Here is a 22,918-nt window from a genome sequence, read left to right as displayed (position 1 = left end):
GCCTGTCCTCCAGGGGACGCCCTCGGGCCGAGAGCTGACAGCTTCAGCATAGTCCCGCTGCGCACGGCCGCTCAGCCGGCGGTCAGGCGTTCCAGTTCGCGGCGTACCATGTTGGCGTAAGGCGCCGGGCTCAGGCGGTACAGCTCGCTGGCCACCCAGGGCAGCCAGCGGGCGCCGAGGTTGTCGCGCTCGGCCAGCAGGCGCCGGGCTTCGGCCTCGGCGCGCTGGGCGTGTTGCTGGTGGTAGTCGGCACGGCTCATCGGTGGCTCTTGGGTGCAGCGTCAGGTCTTCGCGCAGCTCAGGGTCTGCGGGTCGATGGTGATGCTGGCCAGCGGCTTGGCGTCGCTGCCGGCGTATTCGTGGGTGACGCTCAGGTGATGTTCGCGGAAGCGCTGCAGCAGGTCCGGCTGTTCGCAGGTAGTGCCTTCAAGCTGCTTCTTCAGGCCGTTCTCGAACTTGGCGCGGGCGCCCAGGTCCATGGCGTCCAGGCGCAGGTTGGAGATGGAGTAGCGGTAATACAGCATCTTCTTCGCCGGGTCGAGCTGCACGCTGTTGAGGGTGGTCACCTTGTCAACCTGGCGCGGCAGGTTGGCCTTGGTCACCTGGTCGAAATAGTCCGCCGATTCCTTGAGGAATTTCGCCTCGTCGGCAGAGTCATCGGCGTGGACGGCAAGGCTGGTGAGCAACAGCAAGGGCAGGGCGAGACGGGCAAACGGCATGGGAGATTCCTGTACGGCTGATGGGGGCGGAGGTGCAGGCTCAGTAGGTGCGACAGCCAGGGTATGGCCGGGTTCGATCGAGTGTGCAGTGGCTGCACGCTCATGGCCTGTGAGTGTAGAGCACCGCCAGCCGCTGGCCGCTCGCGGGACGATTCTTTTGCAGGTAGGCTTGCGACCGGTCGTTCCCCACCATTTCCGCAGGTCTGCAGTCCCGCCATGATCGAACTCACCCAGCTCGACCTCCGCACCGATCCCGCCGCGCAACGCGTGGTGAAGGATGAAACCGTCACCGTCGAATTCGCCGTCGCGCCGGGCGAGTTGATGAGCCTCGAAGGGCCGAACCGCTACGCTATCGGTGACGCGATCATCAGCAGCGCGACGGGGGAGAGTTGGGTCGTTTCCCGCGAGCGTTTCGACCCGAAGTACCTGCCCGCCGATGCGGCGCTCACGCACGGGCACCCCGGTGCCTACCGCAACCGTCCCAGCGTGGTGCTAGCCCGGTGCATGGACCAGCCCTTCACCCTGCTGCGCTCGGCAGGTGGCGACCGTCTCACCGGCGCCGCGGGCGACTGGGTCATGCAGTACGCGCCCGGCGACTACGGCGTGGTGAAGGCAGAGCGTTTCGCCAAGGTCTATCGGCTGGCTGACTGAAACCTTTCCGCTCTGGCATCCCGGCCCCGCCAGCGGCTATGGTCTGTGCTGGCGGGCGCTCTGCGTCGCGCATTTCTTGCAACTTTGCCGGCGTTGCGCAGGTCCACCCTGCAGTTGCCGGCAGGTGGAGCGCTCATCGGGAGGACGGTGCGGGATGCGATTCATGGACATGCGCGGGCTCAGTCTGGGGCCCTGGAAACTGATCAGCCTGACGCTGAAGGAGTTCCTCGAAGACGAGATGCCCACCTACGCCGCTGCGCTGGCTTACCAGGGGCTGTTCTCGCTGTTTCCCTTCCTGCTGTTCCTCATTGCGCTGCTGGGCTTCCTGCACCTGCCCGAGTTCTTCGACTTCCTCCGCCAACAGGCCAACTACGTGCTGCCCGCCCAGGCGCTGGACCAGGTCAACCCGGTCATCGACCAATTGCAGCAGCGCCAGGGCGGCCTGCTGTCCATCGGTATCGTGGTGGCGCTGTGGTCGTCCTCGGCGGCGGTGCGCTCGCTGATGATCGCGCTCAATGCCGCCTACGACGTGCGTGAAGCGCGCCCGGCGTGGAAGCGCATCCCGCTGTCGCTGTTCTACACCTTCGGCCTGGTGGCCATGCTGATGCTGATCGCCGCGCTGATGATCCTCGGGCCCCAGGTGATGGGCTGGATTGCCGCCCAGGTGGGTCTGGAGGACTTCGTGGTGATCCTCTGGAGCATCCTGCGCTGGCCGGTGATCGTGCTGCTGATGATGATGGCGGTGGCGATCATCTACTACGTCACGCCCAACGTGCAGCAGAAGTTCCGCTTCATCACGCCCGGGTCGGTGCTCGCCGTGGTGCTGTGGATATCGGCGTCACTGGGGTTCGGCTACTACGTGAAGAACTTCGCCGACTACAACGCCATGTACGGCAGCGTCGGCGCGATCATCGTGCTGCTGCTGTACTTCTACATCTCGTCGGCGGTGCTGCTGCTGGGAGCAGAGCTGAATGCGGTGATCGAGCACCACCTGCCTCACGGCAAGGGTGAAGGCGAACGCACCTTCGACCAGGCCGAGCCGGCGCCGGACGAGGGTTAGGGCTGGGCAGGCTGGCCGGCGACGGCGGGCGGTTCGCTGAGCAGGGCATCGACCAGCGCGCTGGCCTTCTCGAAGGACGGGTAGCCGCTCTTGGCGACGTCGAGGTTGGCGTAGTCCTCCAGGTACTGCCGGGCCTTCTGCGGGTCGGCCTGCTCGACCAGGAAGGGCTCGGACCAGATCTTGTACAGCAGCGCCACCGCGTATGGTTGGCCGGCGTCGGCGGCCTTGCCCAGCAGCGCCAGCACTTCGTCCACTTGCGGGCCTTCCTTGATCTTCAGCAGTGCCATGTAGAAGCTCGCCTCGCCGCGCTCGTCCTTCTCCAGGGAGCGCGTCAGCAGGGCCTCGGCCAGCTCGTAGTTGGCCAGGTCGCCGGTGGCGATCAGCAGCTTCGCCTGCAGCATGTCGTTCTGGTAGAGCAGGCGTTCCTGGCGGCAGGCCTCGCCGCTCAGCGGCTCGTCGCAAGGGTTGCTGGCGGGCGTGGAGCAGCCGGCCAGCAGCACTGGCAGGGCCAGGGCGGCCAGCAGGTAAGGTGTGTGTGGCTTGCCCATGCAAGTCCCTCGGGGGCGAGTGTCAGGGTTCGACCGGCCGGCGGGCGCGCCGGTTCGGTTCAATGGCGAAAAGCATAGTCGCTGCGCTGCACGGGGAACCGCGCAGGGCGCTCACAGGGCTTCGAAGCCGGGCAGGTGCGGCAGGCGCTCGATGAGGAAGTCGATCAGCGCGCGGGTCCGGGCCGGCAGAAAACGGCGCGAAGGATACAGCAGACTGGCCTCCTGGGCAGGCCCGTGCCAATCCGCAAGGAGGCGCTGCAGGCTGCCGTCGGCCAGCAGGTCGGCCACCAGCCAGGCCGGCGTCAGGCCGAAGCCGGCGCCCAGGCAGTAGCTCTCGCGGATCGCCAGGGAGCTGTTCGCCGTGTAGCGGCTGCGCGTGGCGAGGCTCAGCTCTCGGCCATCGGCATGGCGCAGCAGCAGGTTCTGCCCGGCATCCAGCCAGGCGAAGCGCAGGTAATCGGCAGGCGGCAGGTCTTCGGGACTGTTCAGTACTGGCACGCGTGAAATCCAGGCCGGCGCCGCGACCAGATAGCGTGGCGAGCGGGCCAGCGGACGGGCGATCAGCTGCTCCGGCAGTTCGCCGCCCAGGCGCAGGGCGAGGTCGATGCCTTCTTCGGTGAGGTCGACGAAGCGGTCGTTGAGCAGCAATTCCACCTCCACGTCCGGGTGCCGCTGCATGAACTCCAGCAACAGCGCGTTAAGCCGCAGCACGCCCAGGCTCACCGGCGCGCTGACCCGCAGGCGGCCGCGCACCTGTTCGGTCTCGCCACGGGCCTGGCTGACGCCCTCGGCGTAGCTTTCCAGTGTCTGCCGCGCATGCTCGTAGAAGCGCCGGCCCTGCTCGGTGGGCTGTACGCGGGTGGTGCTGCGGATCAGCAACTGCGCACCGACCTGGCGCTCCAGTGCCGCCATGGTCTTGCTCACCGTCGGCTGGCTGCTGCCGGACTCGCGGGCAACGGCGGAAAGGCTGCCCAGCTCCACGGCGCGAACGAAACAGTGCAACGCCTTGAGAGTATCCATGTCCTATTCGTTTATCGAATGACGGGTCTGCAAATATGCCGTCTACCGCCGTGAGTGGGAATGGCAGAGCCTGTGGCCAACCCCTTCACCGATTTCGAGGAATGCCATGAACAGATTGTTGCTCGCCGCCCTGATCGCCCTTGTCCTGCCGCTGGCGCAGGCGGATGAAGGACATTGGCAGGCCACCTGGAGCGCCAGCCCGCAACGCACCTGGAGCAAGGAGGTGCCGCTGCCGCTGGGCGTACCGATGCAGATCGGTAACCAGACGCTGCGGCAGACCGTGAATGTCAGCCTCGGCGGCCAGCGTGTGCGCATTGCGCTGTCCAACGCCTATGGCAGCCAGCCGGTGGCGATCGGCGGGGCGGCCGTGGCACTGGCTGCACCGGCCGGGCGGCTTGGCGGCCCCAGCCATCGGCTGACTTTCGCCTGCCAGCCCACGGCGTACATCGCACCGGGTGCCGAGCTGCTGAGCGATCCGCTGGACCTCGCCGTCCCGGCGTTGGGCGAACTGGCGGTGTCGATCTATCTGCCGCAGCCGACTGCCATCGAAACCTTCCATTGGGACGGCAAGCAACGCGTCCATGGCGGACCGGGCGAACAACTCGACGCTACGCTCCTGCCGGTGGACGGCAAGATGGAAGCGCGGCTGTTCCTCGCCGACGTGCTGGTGGAAAACCCCGAGCCGCGGTCGGTGGTGGCGGTGCTGGGAGACTCGATCACCGACGGCCGTGGCGCCAGCCTGGACGGCAACCAGCGCTGGCCGGACCTGCTGGCGCAGCGGCTGGCAGCGCGCGGCGTGGGAGTGATCAATGCCGGCATTTCCGGCGGGCGGCTGCTCTCCGACGGCATGGGGCAGAGCGCCCTGGCGCGCTTCCAGCGCGACGCACTGGGCAAGCCGGGCGTGCAGGCGGCGATCGTGTTGCTGGGTATCAACGATATCTCCTGGCCCGGCAGTACCTTCGCGCCGAATAACCCGCTGGTGCAGTACGAGGACCTGGTCGCCGGATACCGGCAGCTCATTGCCCAGGCCCGTGTGCGCGGTGTGCGTATTGTCGGCGCGACCATCCTGCCGTTCGAGCGCGCCCTCAGCGGCTCACCGATAGAGAACTACCACGCGGCCAACAAGGAAGCGCTGCGCCAGCGGGTAAACCAGTGGATTCGCCATAGCGGGGAATTCGATGCGGTGGTGGACCTGGACGCGCACCTGCGCGACCCCGCCCACCCGCAACGCCTGCTGCCGGCTTACGACAGCGGCGACCACCTGCACCCCGGCGATGCGGGGAACCGGGCGATGGCGGAGAGCGTGGATCTGGGCCTGTTACTGGAGGGGCAGTTGTAGGAGCGACTGTCTGTCTCGGACAATTCGTGCCTGGGATTTCCCTCTCCCTAACCCTCTCCCTGAAGGGAGAGGGGACCGTTCGGTGCAGGTTGAAACCAAAGCGTCAGCCGGCACGGTCGGCTCCCTCTCCCTTCGGGGAGAGGGCGGGGGAGAGGGCAGGCCTGGCACGAGATTTAATGTAGGACCCCGCCCGCGTTTGGCTCGACACCGGCACATACCGACCAGACTCGCTCAACTACCAAACACCGTCCCCACGCTGTCGGCATCCATCCCGCGCTCCAGCTTGATCTTCAACGCCAGGTCGGTGCGCGAATCGGCAAACTTCAGCGCATCGGCCACGCTCACGCGGCCTTCCTCCAGGAGCTTGTAGAGGCTCTGGTCGAAGCTCTGCATGCCGCTCTCCAGCGCGCGTTCCACCGCGCCCTTGAGTTCGGGCAGCTCGTCGCGCTGGATGATGCCGCGGATGTGCGGCGTGCCCAGCACCAACTCCACCGCCACAGCGCGGCGCTGGTGCGTGCCGGGCACCAGGCGCTGGCCGACCAGGGCCAGGATGTTCTGCGACAGGTCGGCCAGCACCTGCGGGCGGGCCTCGTCGGGGAAGAAGCGGGTGATGCGCTCGATGGCGTGGCGGCAACTGGTGCCGTGCAGCGTGGCAACGCACAGGTGGCCGGTTTCGGCATAGTGCAGTGCGTGCTGCATGGTGGCCGCGTCGCGGATCTCGCCGAGCATGATCACGTCCGGCGCCTCGCGCAGCACGTTGCGCAGGGCGTCCTCGTAACTGTGGGTGTCCAGGCCGACCTCGCGCTGGTCGATGATCGACTTCTTGTGCGTGTGGAGGAACTCGATGGGGTCTTCGATGCAGACGATGTGGCCGGAGCGGTGGCGATTACGGAAGTCCAGCATGCTCGCCAGGGTCGTCGACTTGCCCGCGCCCGCCGCCCCGATCACCAGCAGCAATCCGCGATCCTGCATCGCCAGCTTGTCGAGGATCGACGGCAGGCCCAGGGCGGTCACGTCGGGAATCACCTGCTTGATCAGGCGCACCACCATCGCCACTTCGCCGCGCTGGTAGTAGATGTTCGCGCGGAAACGCCCGACGTCCGGCACGCTCAGCGCCAGGTTCATCTCCAGGTCGCGCTCGAAATCCTGCGCCTGGGCCGGCGACATCAGCTGCCAGGCCAGGGTCTTCACTTCACCGGATTGCAGCACGCGATCGTCCGCCGGCTGGCTGTGGCCTTCGGCCTTCAGGTGCGGTGGCGCGCCGACGCTGAAGAACATGTCCGAGCCACCGCGCTCGGGCAGCAGGCGCAGATACTGGATGACGTCGGGGAGGGGAGTGTCGCTCATGGGGTCGTCCTTGGATGGCGAGGGGGCGCATCTGCATTGAGCCTAGCTGCAATGCCGGACGGGAGACTAGGGGAGGCTGCAGCACGCCGTGTTGACGTGCCGCAGGCAAGCGCATCAGGTCGACAGCTGGTTGGCGAACTGGCCCACGGCGTTGACCACGCGCTGGGCGCTGTCCTGGATCTCGATGATCACCGTGCCGGCCTGGCCTGACAGCTCCAGGCCCAGTTCGGCCTGCTGCTTGCCGCGGTCGATCATGGCCACGGCCTGGCCGGCCAGGTGCTGGTTCTGCTCCACCACGCGGGTGATCTCCTCGGTGGCGGCGCTGGTGCGCGAGGCGAGCTGGCGCACTTCGTCGGCGACCACCGCGAAGCCGCGCCCCTGGTCGCCCGCGCGGGCGGCTTCGATGGCGGCGTTGAGCGCCAGCAGGTTGGTCTGGTCGGCGATGCTGCGGATGCTCTGCACCAGCGCGCCGATGGCCTGGGACTGGCGGTCCAGCGCCTCGATTCCCTCGGCGGCTTCCTGCATGCGCTGGGCCAGTTCGCGCATCACATCCACGGTCTGCTGCACCACGGAGGCACCCTTGGTGGCGCTGTCGTCGGTGGTCTGCGAGGTGTCGAAGGCGATGGTTGCGGCCTCGGCCACGGCCCGCTCGCGGTGCACCTGTTCGGTGATCACGGTGGCGAACTTGACCACCTTGTAGAGGCGGTCGTGGGCGTCGATGATCGGGTTGTAGGAGGCCTCCAGCCACACTTCGTGGCCACGGCTGTCGACGCGCTTGAAGCGGTCGGCGACGAACTCGCCGCGGCGCAGCTTGGCCCAGAAGGCCTCGTATTGCGGGGAGTTGTAATCGGCGGGTTCGCAGAACATCCGGTGATGCTTGCCCTGGATCTGCGCCAGGCTGTAGCCCATGGCGTTGAGGAAGCGGCTATTGGCGGTGAGCACCTCGCCCTGCAGGTTGAACTCGATCACGGCGGTAGAGCGCTGCAGTGCCTCGATCAGGTTCTCGTGCTCGCGGGAGTTCTCGATGGTGCGGGTGAGGTCGCTGGCGTAGATCGAGAAGTGCTGGATCACCCCGGCGGCGTCGTGCACCGGCTGCAGGATCGAACGCAGCCAGGCCTCCTCGCCGTTGCCGCGCAGCAGGCGGATCACTCCGGCCAGGTGCTCGCCGCGCTCGATGGCGTGCTTCACCTTGAGGTGGAAGTCCAGCCCGCGCACGTGGTCGGGGATCAGGTCCAGCAGCGGGCGGCCCTTGAGCTGGTCGCCGCGGTGGAGCATTTCCTTCTCGAAGTTGGCGTTCACCGACTCGATGCGGCCCCGCGGGTCGAGGAACAGCACGAGCATTTCCTCGTCGAGGCTGGCGCGGATCTCTTCGACGGAGGCGAGTTCTTCACGCAGGGCGGCCAGTTCCTGCTTCAGACGCGAGTTGAACATTCGTGGGCTTTCTCTAGTGGTGAGGCACGAAGGCTGTTGCCGATTCGTTTCACCCATTGCATCGGCTGATCGCGCCGCGACTTTAGCCCCGAATCACTTGGCGCATCCCGCATGTAGCAAGGGCTGGCGCCAGTTTTCAGACGGTCATCGAATGCTCCTGGCTGACGTCGATCGCGGCGCGCAACTGGTCGGTGTCCAGTGGCTTGTGCAGCAGCTGGCTGCCGCTGGCAGCGGCTTCACGGAGGCGCTCGGGCGAGGTATCTCCGGTGACGATCAACGCCGGTACCCGGCGCGACAGGTAGCTGCGGATGCGCCGGATGGCATCGGCGCCGGTCTGGCCTTCGCCCAGGCGGTAGTCGGTGAGGATCAGGTCCACCGGCGCGTGGCCAAGATGGCTGGCCTCGATGTGCCGCTGGCAGGCGAGCAGGGCACTGGTGCCGGGGTAGACGCGATGCCCCCAGACCTCCAGCAGGTTGCACAGCGCGTGCAGCACGTCGTACTGATCCTCTACCACCATGATGCCCAGGCCGGGGCCGCGTTCGCTCGGCTCCGGCGGCGGGGCGATCTGCAGCGGTGCCTCGGCCAGCGGTACGCGCAGGCTGAACATCGAGCCGCGGCCGGGCAGGGAGTGCAATAGTAGGCGATGGCCGAGCAGGCGCGCAGTGTGGCGCACGATGGCCAGGCCCAGGCCGAGGCCCTGCTTGCGATCGCGCTCGGCGTTATGCAGTTGGACGAACTCGTCGAAGATGACTTCCTGCTGGCTGGAATGGATACCCACGCCGGTGTCGATCACCTGGATCTCCAGCTCCCGGCCGCGCCGGCGGCAACCCAGCAGCACGCTGCCGCTGCGGGTGTAGCGGAAGGCGTTGCTGAGCAGGTTGTCGAGTACGCGCTTGAGCAGCAGGGGATCGCTGTCCACCCACAATCGGCTCTCGCGCACGCGCCAGCGAAGATTACGCTCGCTGGCGGTGCCGGCGAACTCGCCCTGCAGGTCGCTGAACAGCTTGCGCAGCGAGATCGGTTCGCGTGCCACCGGCACCACCCCGGCGTCGAGGCGCGAGATGTCCAGCAGGCCATTGAGCAGGCCGCCGAGGTTGCCGAGCATGGCGCGCAGGCGCCCGGCGATTTCACGGGCCTGGCGGGCGTCGACCGGGCCGCGTTCGGCGAGGGCTGCGAGGGCGCCGACGAACAGCCCGAGGGCGTGGATCGGCTGGCGCAGGTCGTGGCTGGCGGCGGCGAGGAAGCGCGACTTGGCCTGGTCGGCAGCGCGGGCGCGATCGCGCTGTTCGCGCAGGTCCTGCACGAGGTCGGAGTTTTCCTGGCGCAGGCGGATGGTTTCGCACAGGCTGCGGTAGGTCACCCGGCTGTAGTACAGGTTGACGCCGGCCAGGCACAGGATGAAGAAGCTGTAAGTGGTGTGCTGCTCGTCGGCTACGCTCAGGCACAGCACCAGCACGGGCAGCAGCATCGCGACCAGCGAGCCGACATAGGCCGGTGGATGGGCCGACAGCGACGGCACCGCGCCGCACACCAGACCGGTGAGCACGATGCAGGTGAAGGCGAATAGCTGCGGGTCGCCGTGGACGAAGCCGACCCAGCCCAGCCAGCCCCACAGCAGGCTGCTTGCCCAGGACAGCAGCGTATTGCTCCACAGCCAACTTTTGCCCAGCGTGCGCGCAGGGGCTTGCCGGAAGTACGCACGTGCCAGGACAATCCGCGCCAGCGTGAGCGAGTAGAGCACGGCCAGCCAGAAGACCATCGCCGTCGGCGCCATGGCATTACGGAAGATGTACAGCACCGGCAGAGGGATCACCAGGTTGGCGAAGAGCACGGCATACGACTGGCGGAACAAGAGATCGACCAGGTCGCGCTGTTGCAGGCTGTTATGCATGTCCGTAGTGCCTCAGGGAGACGAGTGATGGAAGGGAAGCGCGAACTGCGGGTGCTCATCGCCGATGACCACGGCATCGTACGGGACGGCCTGCGCCTGCTGCTGTCGACCCTGGACGACATCCGCATCGTCGGCGAGGCGGCGGACGGCCTGCGCCTGCAGGCTTTGCTGGAGGAGCAACGTGCGGACCTCCTCCTGCTCGACCTGAACATGCCCGGCCTCAACCGGCTGCAGTTCATCCATGAACTGCGCCAGCGCCATCCCCGGCTGAGAATCCTGGTGCTCACCGCCAACACCGAACTGGCGACCGTGCGTTCGGTGCTCGATGCCGGCGTCCACGGCTACCTGAGCAAGGGCGAGGACACCGCCGAGCTGCTCGAAGCCATAGTCGCCCTGCGCAGCGGCCAGCACTACCTGGCGCGCGCCCTGCGCTTCCAGCTGGAAAGTCCGACCGCGCGCCCGCAGGGCGATGCCGATCTGCTCTCGGCCGTGGAGCTGACCCGGCGCGAGCGGCAGATTCTCTCCCTGGCCGCCCAGGGCCGCAGCGCGCGGGAGATCGCCGAACACTTCAGCATCAGCCCGCTGACCGTGCGCAAGCACCGCGAGAACCTGATGCGCAAGCTCGACCTGCACAGCACTGCCGAGCTCGCGGCCTACGCGGTGCGCCTGGGCATTCCCAGCGCCTGAGTCGAAGCAGTGCCTTGCCTGCATGCGCATGCTGCGCGTCCTGTCGGTGGAGGGTTCGGCAGAGACTAGCGTCCTGCAGGCCGGGGAAAAATACGGCAACTGCCGTATGTGCCGGCCCCGCCTCATTCCCTAACCTTGCGAAACGGACCAGGCGCCACGTCGATGCGCGTCGGCCGATACCCGATCAAGGGAAGGATCACTCCATGACACTGCCTGCCTATTGGGCCTCGTTCGCCGTGGCGACGCTGGCCTTCGCCTGCATGCCCGGCCCGGCCATCCTCTACATGACCTCGCAGACCCTCGCCCACGGTCGCCGTGCCGGACTGCACGCCGCGCTGGGTATCCACCTGGGCTGCTATGTACACATCTTCGCTGCCAGCGCCGGGCTCGCCGCGTTGCTGCACCACGCGCCCAATCTCTACCTTGCGCTGAAGCTGGCGGGGGCCGCCTACCTGATCTGGCTCGGCGGCTCGATGATCTTCGGCCGCCGCCGCTCCGAGCATGGCGAGGGCATCGAAACCCGGCCGAAGGTGCTGCGCGACAGCATGGTCGTGGAGATACTCAATCCCAAGACGGCGCTGTTCTTCCTTACCTTCCTGCCGCAGTTCGTCGACCCGGCCGCTAGCCTGCCGGTGGGCCTGCAGTTCTTCATCCTGGGGATGATCGTCAACCTGGTGTTCTCCACCGCCGACGTGCTTGCCGTGCTGTTCGCCTCGCTGCTGCTGGGCGCGCTGGGGCAGGGGCGCGGGCAGCGGGTGATGCCGCGGGTGTGCGGTTCGATTCTGGTGGGGCTGGGGGTGATGCTGGTGGCCCGCGGCGGGCCGGTGTGAAGCGGGGAGGGAAGGGGCGCGCCGCTCCCTGAGTCGGGTGCGGCGCGGGCGAAGCGGATCAGTCCTCGCGGCTGGTCACTTCCACCAGGTGGTAGCCGAACTGGGTCTTCACCGGACCCTGGACGACGTTCAGCGGGGCGCTGAACACGACCTGGTCGAATTCGCGAACCATCTGGCCCGGGCGGAAGCTGCCCAGGTCACCGCCGCTGCGGCCGGACGGGCAGGTCGAGTTGTCGCGGGCGACGGCGGCGAAATCCGCGCCGTTCTCGATCTGGGTCTTGAGTTCGTTGCACTTGTCTTCGCTGGAAACCAGGATGTGACGGGCGGATGCACGGGCCATGGGATAACTCCTGAACAGGCAGTAGGAAAAAGCGAAGCCTAGCCGATTCCGGGCCTGAACCCAATGCCAGGCGGCGGGTGGCTTGCCCTTCGTAGGAGCGAGCTTGCTCGCGAACTGCCCGACGCCGGAGCAGCCGGGGAGTCATCGCGGACGAAGTCCGCTCCTACGCAAGTGTCTGCCTCAGACGCCGAACACTTTGCCAGTGTTCCTTGTAGGAGCGAGCTTGCTCGCGAACCGCCCATCGCCGGAGCAGCCGGGAAGACATCGCGGACGGAGTCCGCTCCTGCGCAAATCCCCGCCTCAGGCGCCGAACACTTCGCTCAGGTGCTGCTGGTAGCGCTGCACGTCGCCTTCGATGTTCGGGCGCTTCATCACGTCCACGCAGAGGAAGGTCGGCAGCGGGCTCATACCCAGGAACTGGTTGGCCTTGTGGAAGGGGAAGTACACCGCATCCACGCCCTTGCCCTCGAAGAAATCGGTCGGGTCATCGAAGGCTTGCTGCGGTGCGTTCCAGGTGGCCGAAATCATGTACTGCTTGCCGTGCAGCAGGCCACCGCTGCCGTACTTCTGCGAAGCGTCGGAACGGGTGCGGCCGTCGTTGGCGTAGAGGCTGCCGTGGCCGGCGGTGAAGACTTCGTCGATGTACTGTTTCACCGTCCAGGGCGCGCCCATCCACCAGCCGGGCATCTGGTAGACGATGACATCGGCCCAGAGCATTTTCTGCACTTCTTCCTGGATGTCGTAGCCGCCGTCGATGAAGGTTTCCTTCACGTCGAAACCGGCGTGGTCCAGGTGGGCGATGGCGGCTTCGTGCAGGGTGGCGTTGTAGCGGCCGTCAGAGTGGGCGAACTGTTTGCCGCCATTGATCAGCAGAATCTTTTTCATGAGTGGGCTCCGCAAGGGGATGGAAAGTCGATGGCGGCAGAATATCGAGCGCGGCAGGATGGAAAAACCCGCTTCCGGACAAATGATCCGTGCGTGAGATTCAAAAATGGAGTTGATTGATTTGCGTCAGGATTAGGCAATCCATCCACCCACCAGGAACGCCGATCCGATGTACGCCTTCATCCTCCAGGCCCACACCCGCCCCGAAAGATCCCAGGATTTCGAGGACCTGTTCCGTGCCTACCTCACGCCCAGCCGCGCCGAAGACGGCTGCGTGCAGTACCACATGTTGCGCGACGTGAACGACCCGACCCTGTTCACCTTCTTCGAGGTCTGGCAGAGCCGCGAACACCTGGCCATTCACACCGCGCTGCCGCACATGCGCGAGTTCCACGAGCGGCGCATGGAATACCTGCGCCGCGATTTCCACATCCAGGAAGTCGAGGTGATGGCGCCACGCTGACCGCCGCTCAGGCCACCACCCGGTTGCGCCCACCTTCCTTGGCCTTGTAGAGGTTGGCATCCGCCGCATCGATCAGCGCCTGGATGCTGTCTGCCGCGATATCCGAGGTGCTGGCCACGCCGACGCTGATTGTCACGATGCCGCGCGTGCTCTTCTCGTGCGGCAGCGCGGTTTCCTCCACCGAGCGGCGGATCGACTCGGCCACGCGTGCGGCAGCCGCACTGTCGCAACCGGGGAGGATCATCACGAACTCCTCGCCGCCGTAGCGGGCCGCCCCATCGTCCTCGCGCTGGCAGCCCTGGCCGACCAGGTGCGCCACGTTGATCAGCGCCAGGTCGCCGCGCGGGTGGCCGTAGTGGTCGTTGTAGGCCTTGAACTGGTCGATATCCATCATCAGTACCGCAAGGTGGCCGTCGCCGGCGCGCCGGCGCTGCCATTCGCGCTCGGCTTTCTCGTCGAACCAGCGACGGTTGTGCAGGCCGGTCAGCGGGTCGGTGCCGGCCTCGGCGCGCAGGCGGCTTTCCTTGGCGTCGCGTCGCCGCAGGTGCCGGGTCAGGCGATAGGCGAAGAACAGCGTCGCGGCGTTGATCGCCACCAGCAGTCCGCTGGTGATCCAGGTGCGTGCGGTCCAGGTGTTCAGGATCACTTCACGGCACAGCTCCACCGAGACCACCGCCGGGTAGTCACCGATGCGCCGGTAGCCGCGCCAGTAGGCGTCTGAGCTGCTGCCCTGCTGGAGGAAGTAGTCGTTGCGGCCGCTGTCGACGAACTCGCGGAAGGTGCCGATTTCTTCCTCGCTCGAACGCGGCAGTTCCGGCGGCCATTGGGCGAGCACCGTGCCGTCGAGCAGGCGGATCGAGACCACCCCGTGCTTGCCCAGATCGAGGCCGCGCACGAAGGATTCCAGGTGTTGCAGCTCCTTGATCGCGGCGACCACGCCGACGAACTGGCCGTCCTTGCTGATCACCGCGCGGCTCAGCGCGGTACTGCTGGAGGAGCGTGGATAGGACGGCATGAAGGGATGGCTGAGGAACAACCGGCCGGGGTTGTCACGCGCCATCGTGAAGTAGTCGCGCATGGACAGGTCGCGGTTCGACTCGCCGGCGTGGTTCAAGTCCACCAGCAATTGGCCGTGGGCGTCGGTCACCACCAGGGTGCCCGCGTGTATCGAGCCGGCGGCGTGGCCTTCGACCAGTTCTTGTAGAACTTGCTGGGAAAGGTCCGGCGTCGCCGGGCCGGTGATGACGTTGGAGAGCGTCAGCAGCGTCTGCGCGTGCACGTCCAGGTCGCGGTGGAACTCGCGCTCCACCAGCAGCAGGGTGTTCTTGCCGCTGGCGTGGGCGTAGGCCAGGGCATCCTGCTTCATCTGCAGCATGTGCCAGCCGGCCAGCAGCGAGGCGAGTACCGCCAGCAGGAAGGTAAGGCAGAAGACGCGAATCGGTTTGAGCACGGCGTACCTCCTGCATGGCTCGGTCGATGTTCAGGTACCTCAATTGTCCGATATGTCGGGCGGCATACAACGGCAGTTCGAAGCCCCCTTGCCCCATGTCAGGCCGCCTGGCAATTTTCCGTGCGCGGCGCACCGCAACCTTTTCCGGGTTTTTCCGCCAACGGAACTCGAACGCGGCAGCCGCAGCCAAATGCCGAGAAATCACGCATCATTGAGCCCTTTTCGATCATCGGAGCCGTCCATGCCCAGCCAGTCGTTCCTTCTGCGCAGCCTGCTGTTGTCGCTCGGCCTGTGCGCCGCCGCTTCCGCCAGCGCAAGCGATCAGGATCAGCTGCTCGAAGCCATCAACGCCTACCGCGGGGATGTGCAGTCCTGCGCCGGCCAGGCGTCCCAGGTGCTGCCGCCGCTGTCGCCGGATTCGCGCCTGGCGCTACCGGCCTCGGCGGGTGAGTGGAAGGCCGCACTGAACCAGGCCGGCTATCCGATGAGCAGCGTGCGCATGCTCAGCCTCACTGGCCCGCGCGATGTGACGGCCGCCATGAAGGCGCTGCAGGAGAGCTTCTGTCAGGTGCTGCTGGACCCGCAGTTCGTCGATGTCGGCATCGTCCGCGAGGGCGATGACTGGCGCGTGCTGCTCGGCCGGCAGCTGGTACAGGCCAAGCTGGGCACCTGGGAGGCGGAAGGGCAACAGCTGCTGCAGGCGATCAACGCCGCGCGCGGCAAAGGCCGCCAGTGCGGCGGGCAGGCCTTTGGCCCGGCGGGCGCCCTGAGCTGGAACGCCACTTTGGGCGGCACCGCCGAAGCCCACAGCCGCGACATGGCCAACAACAACTACTTCGACCACAAGGGCCGCGACGGCAGCACGCCGGGCGACCGCGCGGAACTGGACGGCTACGCTGGCCAGCGCATCGGCGAGAACATTGCCGCCGGGCAGGGCAACGCGCAGAAGGTAGTGGACAGCTGGCTGGCCAGCCCCGGCCATTGCGCCAACCTGATGAACCCGCAGTACAGCGAACTGGGTGCGGCCTACGCGGCGGACCCGAAGAGCGACGCGGGCATCTACTGGACGGCGATGTTCGGTTCGCCCTGAGTCCTTATCGACCGCCGCTGACAGCGCCGGGCTCGCTGGCCTGGCGCTTCACCTTGGCCTCCAGGATGGCCGCCTCGATCGCTGCCAGCGTGCCTGATGCCGCCGGGTGTTCGAATACCTTGCTTTCGGCGAGCGTGGACACGCGTTCGCCGTCGTTCAGGGTGAATTCCACGAACCCCAGGTGCTCCGACCAGGAGCGATAGCGCCGCACCATGAACAGGCTGTGGCGGCTGCGTACCGAGCTGATTCTTTCCAGCGCGATCTGCCGGTGGCTTTGCTTGCCGCACAGCACCAGCTCGCCCTTGTCGATGAAGGCCGGTTTGGCGCGCGAGACTCGCAGCCACTCGATAGTGAAGCGCCAACCAAACAGTGACAGGCAGAGGGGCACGAAGGAGAACAGGCTGACGCCGCCGCCGAACATCTTGATCAGCGTAAAGGCGGCCATCGCCAGCAGAATCAGCAGGGTCATGACGCGATAGAAATGGACGATGTCGAATTCGGGTTGCGGCAAGAACCGGACATCCATGTGTTTTCTCCTGGGCGACTGCGAAACGTCCTTCAGCCAGACGTTTTAGCAGACTGGGCGGCGCCTGCCATGCGAGCCCGGTCACGACACTGACCGAATCGCCCAAAGAAAAACCGGCGCCTGGGCGCCGGTTTCTCCTGTGATGCGCGGGGTACGCAAAGACTTCCCCGCTGAACCTGCCTGTCAGTGAGCCTGGTTCAGGGTCAGGCGCATCTGGCGGTTCACATCCTTGTACAGCAGGTAGCGGAAGCGGCCGGGGCCACCGGAGTAGCAGGCCTGCGGGCAGAAGGCGCGCAGCCACATGAAGTCGCCGGCTTCCACCTCGACCCAGTCCTGGTTCAGGCGGTAGACCGCCTTGCCTTCCAGCACGTACAGGCCGTGTTCCATCACGTGGGTCTCGGCGAACGGAATCACGCCGCCCGGCTCGAAGTTCACGATGTTCACATGCATGTCATGGCGCATGTCGGCCATGTCGACGAAGCGGGTGGTGCTCCAGCGGCCTTCGGTATCCGGCATCACCTTCGGCTCGATGTCCTGCTCGTTGGTGACGAAGGCTTCGGGCAGCGGTACGCCGTCGACTTTCTGGTAGTGCTTGCGGATCCAGTGGAAGCGAGTGTGCTGGCCGCTGGTGTTGCGCACCTTGTAGTCGGCGCCCGGCGGAATGAACGCATAGCCGCCCGGCTTCATGGTGTGCACTTCGCCCTGCAGGGTCAGGCTCAGCTCGCCTTCGACGATGAACAGCACCGCCTCGGCGTTGACGTCCTGCTCGGGCTTGTCGCTGCCGCCCTGGGGCGCCAGCTCGACGATGTACTGCGAGAAGGTCTCGGCGAAGCCCGACAGCGGGCGGGCGATGACCCACATGCGCATGTTGTCCCAGAAGGGCAGGTGGCTGGTGACGATGTCACGCATCACGCCCTTGGGGATCACGGCGTAGGCTTCGGTGAACATGGCGCGGTCGGTGAGCAGCTCGGTCTGTGCCGGGTGCCCGCCGTGCGGCGCGTAATAAGTGGATTTGGCCATGGGGTGACTCCTCATTGTTGTCTTGCTGCCCGGCGCGTGCGGCGCCGTGGTGAGCAATGGGTGCAGAGCGGCGCGCTTGTCGGTGCGCTGGCCGTCGCTGGAGACCACGATATCCAGTGGTATGTTCATGCACAAATTAAATGTTGGAATTCGCTGTATTCGATTTTCGAATGCTGATCAGCCCTTCGTATCCTGTGCCAACACTCGCGACAGCACCCGCGCCAGCTCCTTCACCATCGGGTCCACCGCCGGCCGGTGCAGCATCGCCACCTCGAACACGTCCACCGAGGGTAGCCCGATATTCTTCGGCAGCACCGCGTGCTCCGTCGTCACCGCGCGCTGCGGCAGCAGGCCGATGCCCATGCCATCGGCGATGGCCGACTGTATGCCGGAGAGGCTCGAACTGGTGAAGCTGATGTGCCAGCGGCGGCCGATGGATTCCAGCGCGGCGATCATCTCGTCGCGGTACACCCCGCGCGGCGGGAAGGTCACGATGGGCAGCGGGTCCAGTTCGATGCAGGCGTTCTTCGCGCTATCCACCCAGCGCGTCTTCTCCGGCCAGCAGGCCACCGCCTCGCGGGCGTTCTGCCGTTGCTTGAGCAGCACCAGGTCCAGCTCGCCGCGGTCGTAGCTGGCGGAAAGGTCGCGGCTCAGCCCGCTGGTGACTTCCAGCTTCACCTGCGGATAGGCACGGTTGAAGGCCGCCAACTGCTCGGTCGTTCGCCCGGTGGCGAAGTCATCCGGCACGCCGATGCGCACCGTCAGCGCCACGGTCGCGCCGGACAGCGCCTCGACCATCTCGTCATTCAACGCCAGCAGCCGCCGCGCATAGCCCAGCAACGTATCGCCGGCATCGGTGGGCAGCACATCGCGGTTGCCACGCTCCAGCAGCCGATGCCCGGCCATCTCTTCCAGCCGGCGGATCTTCTGGCTCACCGTCGACTGGGTCGAATGCAGCCGCGTCGCCGCCGTGGTGAAACTGCCGCAATCGGCCACCGTGACGATGGCGCGCAGCAGATCGAGGTCGAAGAGACGGGTATTTGGTTTGTCACTGTCGCTCATGGCGGTATCGGTTTTGCAAATGTCGACACCGACTTTTAGCAGTTCGCCGATAGACCGGCAACGCAGCGGATGGCCGATCACTATCCCTGTGTGTTGGGTATCCAGGGAATTTCCGGTGGAGGTAGGGCGGGGGCAGAATGATTCGGCAGAGTCGGCGGCAGAACTGTGCGGGGAAAGCAGCAGGCCCCTGCAGGAACAGGGGCCAGGCAGAAGTTACGCGGCGGAACGCAGCAGGGCCGGGATCTGATCGGTGTCCTTCAGAGCGTTCAGCAGGAGAGGGTCATCGTCGAACCAGCCCTTCTCCGCCAGCTTCATCTTGTCCTCGAGCAGGGCACAGATCGCCAGCGCAGCAATGGCTCGGTCGCCATTGGACTCACGGATCGCTTTCTCGATTTCTTTACGCAGTTTCATATCGTCATCCCTAAGCGCCGGATTGAATTGGATGGCCTCGCCGTCAGCGGGGCTACTTTCGGTTCATTTCGCATAGGTGCGCGGAACACAGAAACTTGGGCACCTGTTATCGCCAACGGTTCCCTCGTTAGCCCCTTGGTTGCGTTCTGATCAATGATCAAAGATGTCCCGGGGGCCGCAGGCTGACGCCGCACGAACAGTCGAGCCAGCTAGAAGAGTAGTTGAGCGCGGAAAAAACGCTTGGCCTCTGAAACATGGGCCAGTTGCTTCCGTGGTGTGACGATGCACCGGCAGTATTAAGATCGTCTTAAGGAACGCTGCAATGTGCAAAGAGTCAGCCCGGCGGCTCTGCAAAGGGCTTTCTGGCTGTCTGCGAGGCAGGAGTGCGGCAGTAAAAAAGAGGCCTCCCATAGTGCGGAGGCCGCTTTCTTCATCAAGCCAGGGCTTTCAGATGCCGGTTGGGTTGCACGGTCTGAATAGCCTGTTGCATCAGCGGATCGTCATCGAACCAGCCCTTTTCGAATAGCCCCAGCCGGGCTTCGAGCATGGCGCAGATCGCCTGGGCGGCGCTGGCGCGGTCTTCGTTGGCTTCGCGAATCACTTTTTCGATTTCTTTTCGCAGCTTCATCGTTTCATGCCTGTGGGTATGGGGACCCCGTCCTTGGGCACGGTGCGGCTCTCCAACGCCGAGAGGTGTTCAGCGATTGCCGCAGTTGGCCCCTTTATATGCTGAATTCTTTACACGAATGTTCCTATTTTTATGTAGGAGCAAGAATTATGACGTTCTTGTGCGCGTCATCGCGGAATTGGCCATTCTGCGTGGTGCAGAGACCTGCCTACCGATCCGCTGGCGGCGATCTAGACTCCAGAGGCTGACCATATCCGGGGGAACCACACGGAGAGCGTCACCATGAACCGTCTACCGATATCCCTGCCGGTGCTGGCTGCGGTTGCCGCGTTGTCCGGTTGCATGAGCAACGAAGAGTTCCTCGCCTCCAACCAGCAGGCCGCGATCAAGGCCACCGAGTCGCGGGCGAAGTTCGAGATGAACTGTGAGGCGGTGACCAGCAGCGTGCTGTCGAGCAAGGTCACCAGTGTGCGCCGGGCCATGGAGCGCACCGAGTACACCATCGGTGTGCGCGGCTGTAACAAGCAGGTGACCTACATCACCTACTGCCTGAATCCGGAAACCTGCAACGCCATCGCCGATACGGCGCGGATGGGGGCGCCGTAAGTTCTGCCGGGACGGGGAGTTTGTGGTCCATCCTTTACCCCCACGACTTTTCCGCTTCAGATGTGGGCTGGGCCCGAGGACTGTGTTTGCGCGAGCCCTTTGGGCCTCGCCCCGCCGGCCTGTACGGCGGAGCGAATGGCGCTGTCACTCCTCCGGCAGCTCCCGCCCGTGGCGCTTGCCCAGCGCCGTCACGTAGTCCACTTCATTACAGAGTTCGTAGCCTGCCATGAAGGCCGTGGTGTCGATCTGTGTGCCTTTCTGCTGAGCCTGGTCGTAGGCGGCCTGGTCGTACGCAGGGAGTTTGTTATGGCTGAGGAATTCATTGATCAGTGCGATGCGCTGGGCGTCGCCTTCGTCGTAGCCGCCGTCATAGAACAGGCGATCGATGCAGGTGACGGCGCCCTGGTAGCGGGATTGCGCTTCATTCAGTTCGAGGGCGTGGGCGCTGCCGGTCAGGGCCAGGCCGAGGGCAAGCAGGGTGGTACGCAGGTGCATGGGGCAGACTCCGTTCTACAGGTGTGAGGATGGCGACGTTCATCCAGCGCCGCGTCTGGTGCAACAAAGTCGGATTCACCAACGAAAATGCCCCGCACAAGGGCGAGGTTCTTCCTTCATCGATCAGGGTTCAGCGCCGGCAGTGGGCGCCGTTGGGGGAGTTCAGGAGAGTGGCGGGGAACGGCGGGGATGCAGGGCCATCGCTTCGCTGCGCCGGGCGAACCGGCCTGCGCATGAAGCCGCTGAATGATTGGCTGTGCCATGGAGTTTCGTCCCTGAAATCCCGGTTGTTGCCCGGGATTCTGCCTGGGGAGATGGCATGCGGCTACTACGCAATTCACAAATCTTGCAGTGGGTCGGGCTGGCGGCTCAATCCAGCCAGCTATGCCACGCCAGGCGAATCGCGCCGTCCTGCAGGGGCAGCAAAGTGAGGTTCGGCGCCTGGCGCAGATCGGTGACCAGTTGGCTCCAGGCGGCGGAGTCGTCGCTGGGTTCACGGCGCAGGGTGATGCCGAGGTTCTTCAGGGTGGTCGGGTCTGCCAGCAGGGCGTTCACGCGGGCGGACAGTTGGTTGTAGGTTGCGGCGTGCATGGGAGGCCTCCAGGTCGGGGTGGATGGAAAATACTGTATGTAAATACAGTATTTCTTGTAAAGGCCTGCGTGACCATCGGTAGGTGGGTTTCTGGATGGTTTGAAACTGGAAGGCTCTGGGGCGGTGCCTTGAGTGGTCGGCGGCATTTGCCTGGGAGTTCAGGCCTGGAGCCGTAGAGTTGGGGGTTGGTCTGTCGCTATCGTTCCGAAAATGGAACGCTAGATCTGATTTTTGCCGTCTGGTGCATCAAGGGTGTCGAAATTAATCTTTGTTCCATGCAGTGACGCACTGCAAAACGAGTCCAAACCCTTTCCGGCAGCGCCGGCACCCACTGAAAGCAAATCGAGGATTTCACCATGACCAACGCTACCTACAACCGCCTGGACAAAGACAACGCCGCCGTMCTGCTGGTCGACCACCAGGCCGGTCTGCTCTCGCTGGTCCGCGACATCGATCCGGACAAGTTCAAGAACAACGTGCTGGCGCTGGGCGACCTGGCSAAGTTCTTCAACCTGCCGACCATCCTCACYACCAGCTTCGAAACCGGCCCCAACGGCCCGCTGGTTCCCGAGCTGAAAGCGCAGTTCCCGGACGCGCCGTACATYGCSCGCCCCGGCCAGATCAACGCCTGGGACAACGAGGATTTCGTCAAGGCGGTGAAGGCCACCGGCAAGAAGCAGCTGATCATCGCCGGCGTGGTGACCGAGGTCTGCGTGGCGTTCCCGGCGCTGTCGGCCCTTGCYGAAGGCTTTGATGTGTTCGTGGTGGCGGATGCSTCCGGCACCTTCAACGAGATGACCCGYGAYGCSGCCTGGCGCCGGATGGAAGCGGCCGGYGCGCAGCTGATGACCTGGTTCGGCGTGGCYTGTGARCTGCACCGCGACTGGCGYAACGATATCGAAGGGCTGGCGGCGCTGTGCTCGAATCACATTCCGGATTATCGGAATCTGATGACCAGCTACAGTGCGCTGACTGCGGGCAAGTAACCGCTCGCTGAAACGAAAAAACCGGAGCTTCGGAAGGAGCTCCGGTTTTTCTTTGCTCGGCTCCTGTAGGAGCGAGCTTGCTCGCGAACCGCTTGGCACGGTGCTTACTCGTGGGAGCGGACTCCGTCCGCGATGTGTCTGCCTCGTGCCTTTGTTTCCTGCGTGGCTTCGGCGTGCGCGCGGATTTTGCGTTTCGCCCCCTCGGGCGAGTCCCTTTTGTCAAACGTCGGATAGCCGCCCTCCCAAAAGGAACCAAAAAGTCTTGCCCCGGACATCCGGTTTTTCGCTTAGGCGAAAAATTCCCTCGTTGAATCGAAGTTTCAGGGGCACGCCGCGAAGGGCCATCCCTGGCCCATCGCGGCTCTCGCGGCATCCATGCCGCTCAACCCCTGAAACTCCAATCCAACGAGGCCTCCTGAACGGGGCACTCGGCGCGTGCGAATGTTTCTCTGGAAGACTTATCAAGCCAGAGCCAGAGCCAGAGCCAGAGCCAGAGCGCGGTGCATGGAGTTCCTGTAGGAGCGAGCTTGCTCGCGAACCTTTGAACCGAGGTCGCTGGCTGGCCAATCGCGGACGGAGTCCGCTCCCACGTAGCCTGATGTTTTTGTAGGAGCGGACTCCGTCCGCGATCGCCATCCAACTGCAGAGGAGTGACGGAAAACCTGGGATCGGGCCATTCCTTCGATCTGTCGGCAGGATTGGCGTCACGTCAAGCAACTCAGCGCGTGAAATCCTCAGCACTGTGCCGCTCCGGTAACGCATCATCGCCCCAGGTACGGTTCACTCGGCGCCCGCGCTGCACCGCCGRCCGCRCGSCGTGGAAGCTCTACCAGAACTACGC

25 protein-coding genes and 3 pseudogenes are annotated in these 22,918 nt (G+C 65.2%); 9 read left to right on the top strand and 19 right to left on the bottom strand.

From position 1 onward, the window contains the following. Positions 1-71 precede the first annotated feature (71 nt). Together A6723_RS10915 and A6723_RS10910 are read right to left on the bottom strand one after the other, a co-directional pair. The gene (locus A6723_RS10915; RefSeq protein WP_054909363.1) at positions 72-260 is read right to left on the bottom strand and encodes a hypothetical protein; all 189 of its coding nucleotides are present in this window, start codon (positions 258-260) and stop codon (positions 72-74) included. Positions 261-281: 21 nt separating this feature from the next. Beyond that, positions 282-719, bottom strand: a complete 438-nt coding sequence (locus A6723_RS10910; protein ID WP_054909362.1) for a hypothetical protein — start codon at positions 717-719, stop codon at positions 282-284. A 216-nt stretch (positions 720-935) separates the two neighbouring features. On the opposite strand from A6723_RS10910, the gene A6723_RS10905 reads away from it, so the two are divergent. Both A6723_RS10905 and A6723_RS10900 read left to right on the top strand, forming a co-directional pair. Next, positions 936-1,370 (top strand): PGDYG domain-containing protein, encoded by a 435-nt coding sequence (locus tag A6723_RS10905; protein ID WP_024766408.1) that lies wholly within the window; start codon positions 936-938, stop codon positions 1,368-1,370. Positions 1,371-1,524: 154 nt separating this feature from the next. Next, positions 1,525-2,430, top strand: a complete 906-nt coding sequence (locus A6723_RS10900; protein WP_024766407.1) for a YihY/virulence factor BrkB family protein — start codon at positions 1,525-1,527, stop codon at positions 2,428-2,430. On the opposite strand, the gene A6723_RS10895 is transcribed toward A6723_RS10900, so the two are convergent. After that, a complete protein-coding gene (locus tag A6723_RS10895) occupies positions 2,427-2,978 on the bottom strand; it encodes a hypothetical protein (RefSeq protein WP_054909361.1) in 552 nt (183 codons plus the stop codon). The genes A6723_RS10900 and A6723_RS10895 overlap by 4 nt on opposite strands. 111 nt (positions 2,979-3,089) lie before the next feature. Continuing rightward, positions 3,090-3,998: a LysR family transcriptional regulator gene (locus A6723_RS10890; RefSeq protein ID WP_054909360.1), complete on the bottom strand. Its 909-nt coding sequence runs from the start codon at positions 3,996-3,998 to the stop codon at positions 3,090-3,092. 106 nt (positions 3,999-4,104) lie between these two features. On the opposite strand from A6723_RS10890, the gene A6723_RS10885 reads away from it, so the two are divergent. Continuing rightward, positions 4,105-5,337, top strand: a complete 1,233-nt coding sequence (locus tag A6723_RS10885; protein ID WP_054909359.1) for an SGNH/GDSL hydrolase family protein — start codon at positions 4,105-4,107, stop codon at positions 5,335-5,337. Positions 5,338-5,568: 231 nt separating this feature from the next. On the opposite strand, the gene A6723_RS10880 is transcribed toward A6723_RS10885, so the two are convergent. The 4 genes and pseudogenes from A6723_RS10880 to A6723_RS10870 all read right to left on the bottom strand — a co-directional run bounded on the left by A6723_RS10880 (position 5,569) and on the right by A6723_RS10870 (position 10,006). Further along, entirely contained in the window at positions 5,569-6,684 is a 1,116-nt protein-coding gene (locus tag A6723_RS10880) for a PilT/PilU family type 4a pilus ATPase (protein WP_054909358.1), read from the bottom strand. A 114-nt stretch (positions 6,685-6,798) separates the two neighbouring features. Then, positions 6,799-7,239: pseudogene (locus tag A6723_RS32635) on the bottom strand (methyl-accepting chemotaxis protein); the annotation flags it as partial. Between the two features lie 99 nt (positions 7,240-7,338). Further along, positions 7,339-8,025: pseudogene (locus A6723_RS32630) on the bottom strand (PAS domain-containing protein); the annotation flags it as partial. Positions 8,026-8,251: 226 nt separating this feature from the next. Beyond that, positions 8,252-10,006 (bottom strand): ATP-binding protein, encoded by a 1,755-nt coding sequence (locus A6723_RS10870; protein WP_054909356.1) that lies wholly within the window; start codon positions 10,004-10,006, stop codon positions 8,252-8,254. A 27-nt stretch (positions 10,007-10,033) separates the two neighbouring features. Here A6723_RS10870 and A6723_RS10865 point away from each other — a divergent pair, with 27 nt between their 5' ends. After that, positions 10,034-10,693, top strand: coding sequence for a response regulator transcription factor (locus A6723_RS10865; protein WP_024763105.1), 660 nt, complete (start codon positions 10,034-10,036; stop codon positions 10,691-10,693). 203 nt (positions 10,694-10,896) lie between these two features. Continuing rightward, entirely contained in the window at positions 10,897-11,523 is a 627-nt protein-coding gene (locus A6723_RS10860) for a LysE family translocator (protein ID WP_054909355.1), read from the top strand. Between the two features lie 58 nt (positions 11,524-11,581). On the opposite strand, the gene A6723_RS10855 is transcribed toward A6723_RS10860, so the two are convergent. Continuing rightward, the gene (locus A6723_RS10855; protein ID WP_024763107.1) at positions 11,582-11,863 is read right to left on the bottom strand and encodes a peptidylprolyl isomerase; all 282 of its coding nucleotides are present in this window, start codon (positions 11,861-11,863) and stop codon (positions 11,582-11,584) included. A 300-nt stretch (positions 11,864-12,163) separates the two neighbouring features. Next, on the bottom strand, positions 12,164-12,748 hold the full coding sequence (locus A6723_RS10850) for an NAD(P)H-dependent oxidoreductase (protein WP_054909354.1): 585 nt from the start codon (positions 12,746-12,748) through the stop codon (positions 12,164-12,166). A gap of 169 nt (positions 12,749-12,917) precedes the next feature. Between A6723_RS10850 and A6723_RS10845 the strand changes: the two genes are divergently transcribed. Next, on the top strand, positions 12,918-13,211 hold the full coding sequence (locus A6723_RS10845) for a putative quinol monooxygenase (protein ID WP_024763109.1): 294 nt from the start codon (positions 12,918-12,920) through the stop codon (positions 13,209-13,211). Between the two features lie 7 nt (positions 13,212-13,218). Here A6723_RS10845 and A6723_RS10840 read toward each other — a convergent pair whose 3' ends face one another. Further along, positions 13,219-14,661, bottom strand: a complete 1,443-nt coding sequence (locus A6723_RS10840; RefSeq protein ID WP_054909353.1) for a diguanylate cyclase — start codon at positions 14,659-14,661, stop codon at positions 13,219-13,221. 241 nt (positions 14,662-14,902) lie between these two features. On the opposite strand from A6723_RS10840, the gene A6723_RS10835 reads away from it, so the two are divergent. Next, a complete protein-coding gene (locus tag A6723_RS10835; protein WP_024763111.1) occupies positions 14,903-15,751 on the top strand; it encodes a CAP domain-containing protein in 849 nt (282 codons plus the stop codon). Between the two features lie 4 nt (positions 15,752-15,755). On the opposite strand, the gene A6723_RS10830 is transcribed toward A6723_RS10835, so the two are convergent. The 5 genes from A6723_RS10830 to A6723_RS10810 all read right to left on the bottom strand — a co-directional run bounded on the left by A6723_RS10830 (position 15,756) and on the right by A6723_RS10810 (position 19,398). Further along, entirely contained in the window at positions 15,756-16,277 is a 522-nt protein-coding gene (locus tag A6723_RS10830) for a hypothetical protein (RefSeq protein ID WP_054909352.1), read from the bottom strand. A 183-nt stretch (positions 16,278-16,460) separates the two neighbouring features. Further along, on the bottom strand, positions 16,461-17,297 hold the full coding sequence (locus A6723_RS10825) for a bifunctional allantoicase/(S)-ureidoglycine aminohydrolase (RefSeq protein ID WP_024763113.1): 837 nt from the start codon (positions 17,295-17,297) through the stop codon (positions 16,461-16,463). A gap of 177 nt (positions 17,298-17,474) precedes the next feature. Further along, a complete protein-coding gene (locus A6723_RS10820; protein ID WP_054909351.1) occupies positions 17,475-18,359 on the bottom strand; it encodes a LysR family transcriptional regulator in 885 nt (294 codons plus the stop codon). 213 nt (positions 18,360-18,572) lie between these two features. Further along, the gene (locus A6723_RS10815) at positions 18,573-18,770 is read right to left on the bottom strand and encodes a hypothetical protein (RefSeq protein ID WP_054909350.1); all 198 of its coding nucleotides are present in this window, start codon (positions 18,768-18,770) and stop codon (positions 18,573-18,575) included. 433 nt (positions 18,771-19,203) lie between these two features. After that, positions 19,204-19,398 carry a hypothetical protein gene (locus A6723_RS10810; protein WP_054909349.1) on the bottom strand — a complete coding sequence of 65 codons (195 nt, stop codon included), beginning with the start codon at positions 19,396-19,398 and terminating at the stop codon, positions 19,204-19,206. Between the two features lie 282 nt (positions 19,399-19,680). On the opposite strand from A6723_RS10810, the gene A6723_RS10805 reads away from it, so the two are divergent. Next, entirely contained in the window at positions 19,681-20,004 is a 324-nt protein-coding gene (locus tag A6723_RS10805; protein ID WP_037014990.1) for a hypothetical protein, read from the top strand. A gap of 144 nt (positions 20,005-20,148) precedes the next feature. On the opposite strand, the gene A6723_RS10800 is transcribed toward A6723_RS10805, so the two are convergent. After that, on the bottom strand, positions 20,149-20,499 hold the full coding sequence (locus A6723_RS10800; protein ID WP_054909348.1) for a hypothetical protein: 351 nt from the start codon (positions 20,497-20,499) through the stop codon (positions 20,149-20,151). 369 nt (positions 20,500-20,868) lie between these two features. Next, positions 20,869-21,090, bottom strand: a complete 222-nt coding sequence (locus tag A6723_RS10795) for a DUF1654 domain-containing protein (protein ID WP_024763117.1) — start codon at positions 21,088-21,090, stop codon at positions 20,869-20,871. A gap of 357 nt (positions 21,091-21,447) precedes the next feature. Between A6723_RS10795 and ycaC the strand changes: the two genes are divergently transcribed. Further along, the gene (gene ycaC / locus A6723_RS10790) at positions 21,448-22,077 is read left to right on the top strand and encodes an isochorismate family cysteine hydrolase YcaC (RefSeq protein ID WP_054908536.1); all 630 of its coding nucleotides are present in this window, start codon (positions 21,448-21,450) and stop codon (positions 22,075-22,077) included. 718 nt (positions 22,078-22,795) lie between these two features. Here the strand turns inward: ycaC and A6723_RS32395 are convergent. Further along, positions 22,796-22,888 (bottom strand): annotated as a pseudogene (locus A6723_RS32395) (glutathione-dependent disulfide-bond oxidoreductase); the annotation flags it as partial. Between the last annotated feature and the right edge of the window lie 30 nt (positions 22,889-22,918).

It is taken from the genome of Pseudomonas sp. AU11447, assembly GCF_001672555.2.
Taxonomy (GTDB): Bacteria; Pseudomonadota; Gammaproteobacteria; order Pseudomonadales; family Pseudomonadaceae; genus Pseudomonas; species Pseudomonas nitroreducens.
Note: the sequence above shows the minus strand (reverse complement) of the source record. Positions and strands in the feature narration are given on the sequence as shown.

Excerpts from the sequence above, each read along its gene's own strand:
- A6723_RS10915 (WP_054909363.1), bottom strand. The coding sequence starts at position 260 with ATGAGCCGTGCCGACTACCACCAGCAACACGCCCAGCGCGCCGAGGCC.
- A6723_RS10910 (WP_054909362.1), bottom strand. The coding sequence starts at position 719 with ATGCCGTTTGCCCGTCTCGCCCTGCCCTTGCTGTTGCTCACCAGCCTT.
- A6723_RS10905 (WP_024766408.1), top strand. The coding sequence starts at position 936 with ATGATCGAACTCACCCAGCTCGACCTCCGCACCGATCCCGCCGCGCAA.
- A6723_RS10900 (WP_024766407.1), top strand. The coding sequence starts at position 1,525 with ATGCGATTCATGGACATGCGCGGGCTCAGTCTGGGGCCCTGGAAACTG.
- A6723_RS10895 (WP_054909361.1), bottom strand. The coding sequence starts at position 2,978 with ATGGGCAAGCCACACACACCTTACCTGCTGGCCGCCCTGGCCCTGCCA.
- A6723_RS10890 (WP_054909360.1), bottom strand. The coding sequence starts at position 3,998 with ATGGATACTCTCAAGGCGTTGCACTGTTTCGTTCGCGCCGTGGAGCTG.
- A6723_RS10885 (WP_054909359.1), top strand. The coding sequence starts at position 4,105 with ATGAACAGATTGTTGCTCGCCGCCCTGATCGCCCTTGTCCTGCCGCTG.
- A6723_RS10880 (WP_054909358.1), bottom strand. The coding sequence starts at position 6,684 with ATGAGCGACACTCCCCTCCCCGACGTCATCCAGTATCTGCGCCTGCTG.
- A6723_RS10870 (WP_054909356.1), bottom strand. The coding sequence starts at position 10,006 with ATGCATAACAGCCTGCAACAGCGCGACCTGGTCGATCTCTTGTTCCGC.
- A6723_RS10865 (WP_024763105.1), top strand. The coding sequence starts at position 10,034 with ATGGAAGGGAAGCGCGAACTGCGGGTGCTCATCGCCGATGACCACGGC.
- A6723_RS10860 (WP_054909355.1), top strand. The coding sequence starts at position 10,897 with ATGACACTGCCTGCCTATTGGGCCTCGTTCGCCGTGGCGACGCTGGCC.
- A6723_RS10855 (WP_024763107.1), bottom strand. The coding sequence starts at position 11,863 with ATGGCCCGTGCATCCGCCCGTCACATCCTGGTTTCCAGCGAAGACAAG.
- A6723_RS10850 (WP_054909354.1), bottom strand. The coding sequence starts at position 12,748 with ATGAAAAAGATTCTGCTGATCAATGGCGGCAAACAGTTCGCCCACTCT.
- A6723_RS10845 (WP_024763109.1), top strand. The coding sequence starts at position 12,918 with ATGTACGCCTTCATCCTCCAGGCCCACACCCGCCCCGAAAGATCCCAG.
- A6723_RS10835 (WP_024763111.1), top strand. The coding sequence starts at position 14,903 with ATGCCCAGCCAGTCGTTCCTTCTGCGCAGCCTGCTGTTGTCGCTCGGC.
- A6723_RS10830 (WP_054909352.1), bottom strand. The coding sequence starts at position 16,277 with ATGGATGTCCGGTTCTTGCCGCAACCCGAATTCGACATCGTCCATTTC.
- A6723_RS10825 (WP_024763113.1), bottom strand. The coding sequence starts at position 17,297 with ATGGCCAAATCCACTTATTACGCGCCGCACGGCGGGCACCCGGCACAG.
- A6723_RS10820 (WP_054909351.1), bottom strand. The coding sequence starts at position 18,359 with ATGAGCGACAGTGACAAACCAAATACCCGTCTCTTCGACCTCGATCTG.
- A6723_RS10815 (WP_054909350.1), bottom strand. The coding sequence starts at position 18,770 with ATGAAACTGCGTAAAGAAATCGAGAAAGCGATCCGTGAGTCCAATGGC.
- A6723_RS10810 (WP_054909349.1), bottom strand. The coding sequence starts at position 19,398 with ATGAAGCTGCGAAAAGAAATCGAAAAAGTGATTCGCGAAGCCAACGAA.
- A6723_RS10805 (WP_037014990.1), top strand. The coding sequence starts at position 19,681 with ATGAACCGTCTACCGATATCCCTGCCGGTGCTGGCTGCGGTTGCCGCG.
- A6723_RS10800 (WP_054909348.1), bottom strand. The coding sequence starts at position 20,499 with ATGCACCTGCGTACCACCCTGCTTGCCCTCGGCCTGGCCCTGACCGGC.
- A6723_RS10795 (WP_024763117.1), bottom strand. The coding sequence starts at position 21,090 with ATGCACGCCGCAACCTACAACCAACTGTCCGCCCGCGTGAACGCCCTG.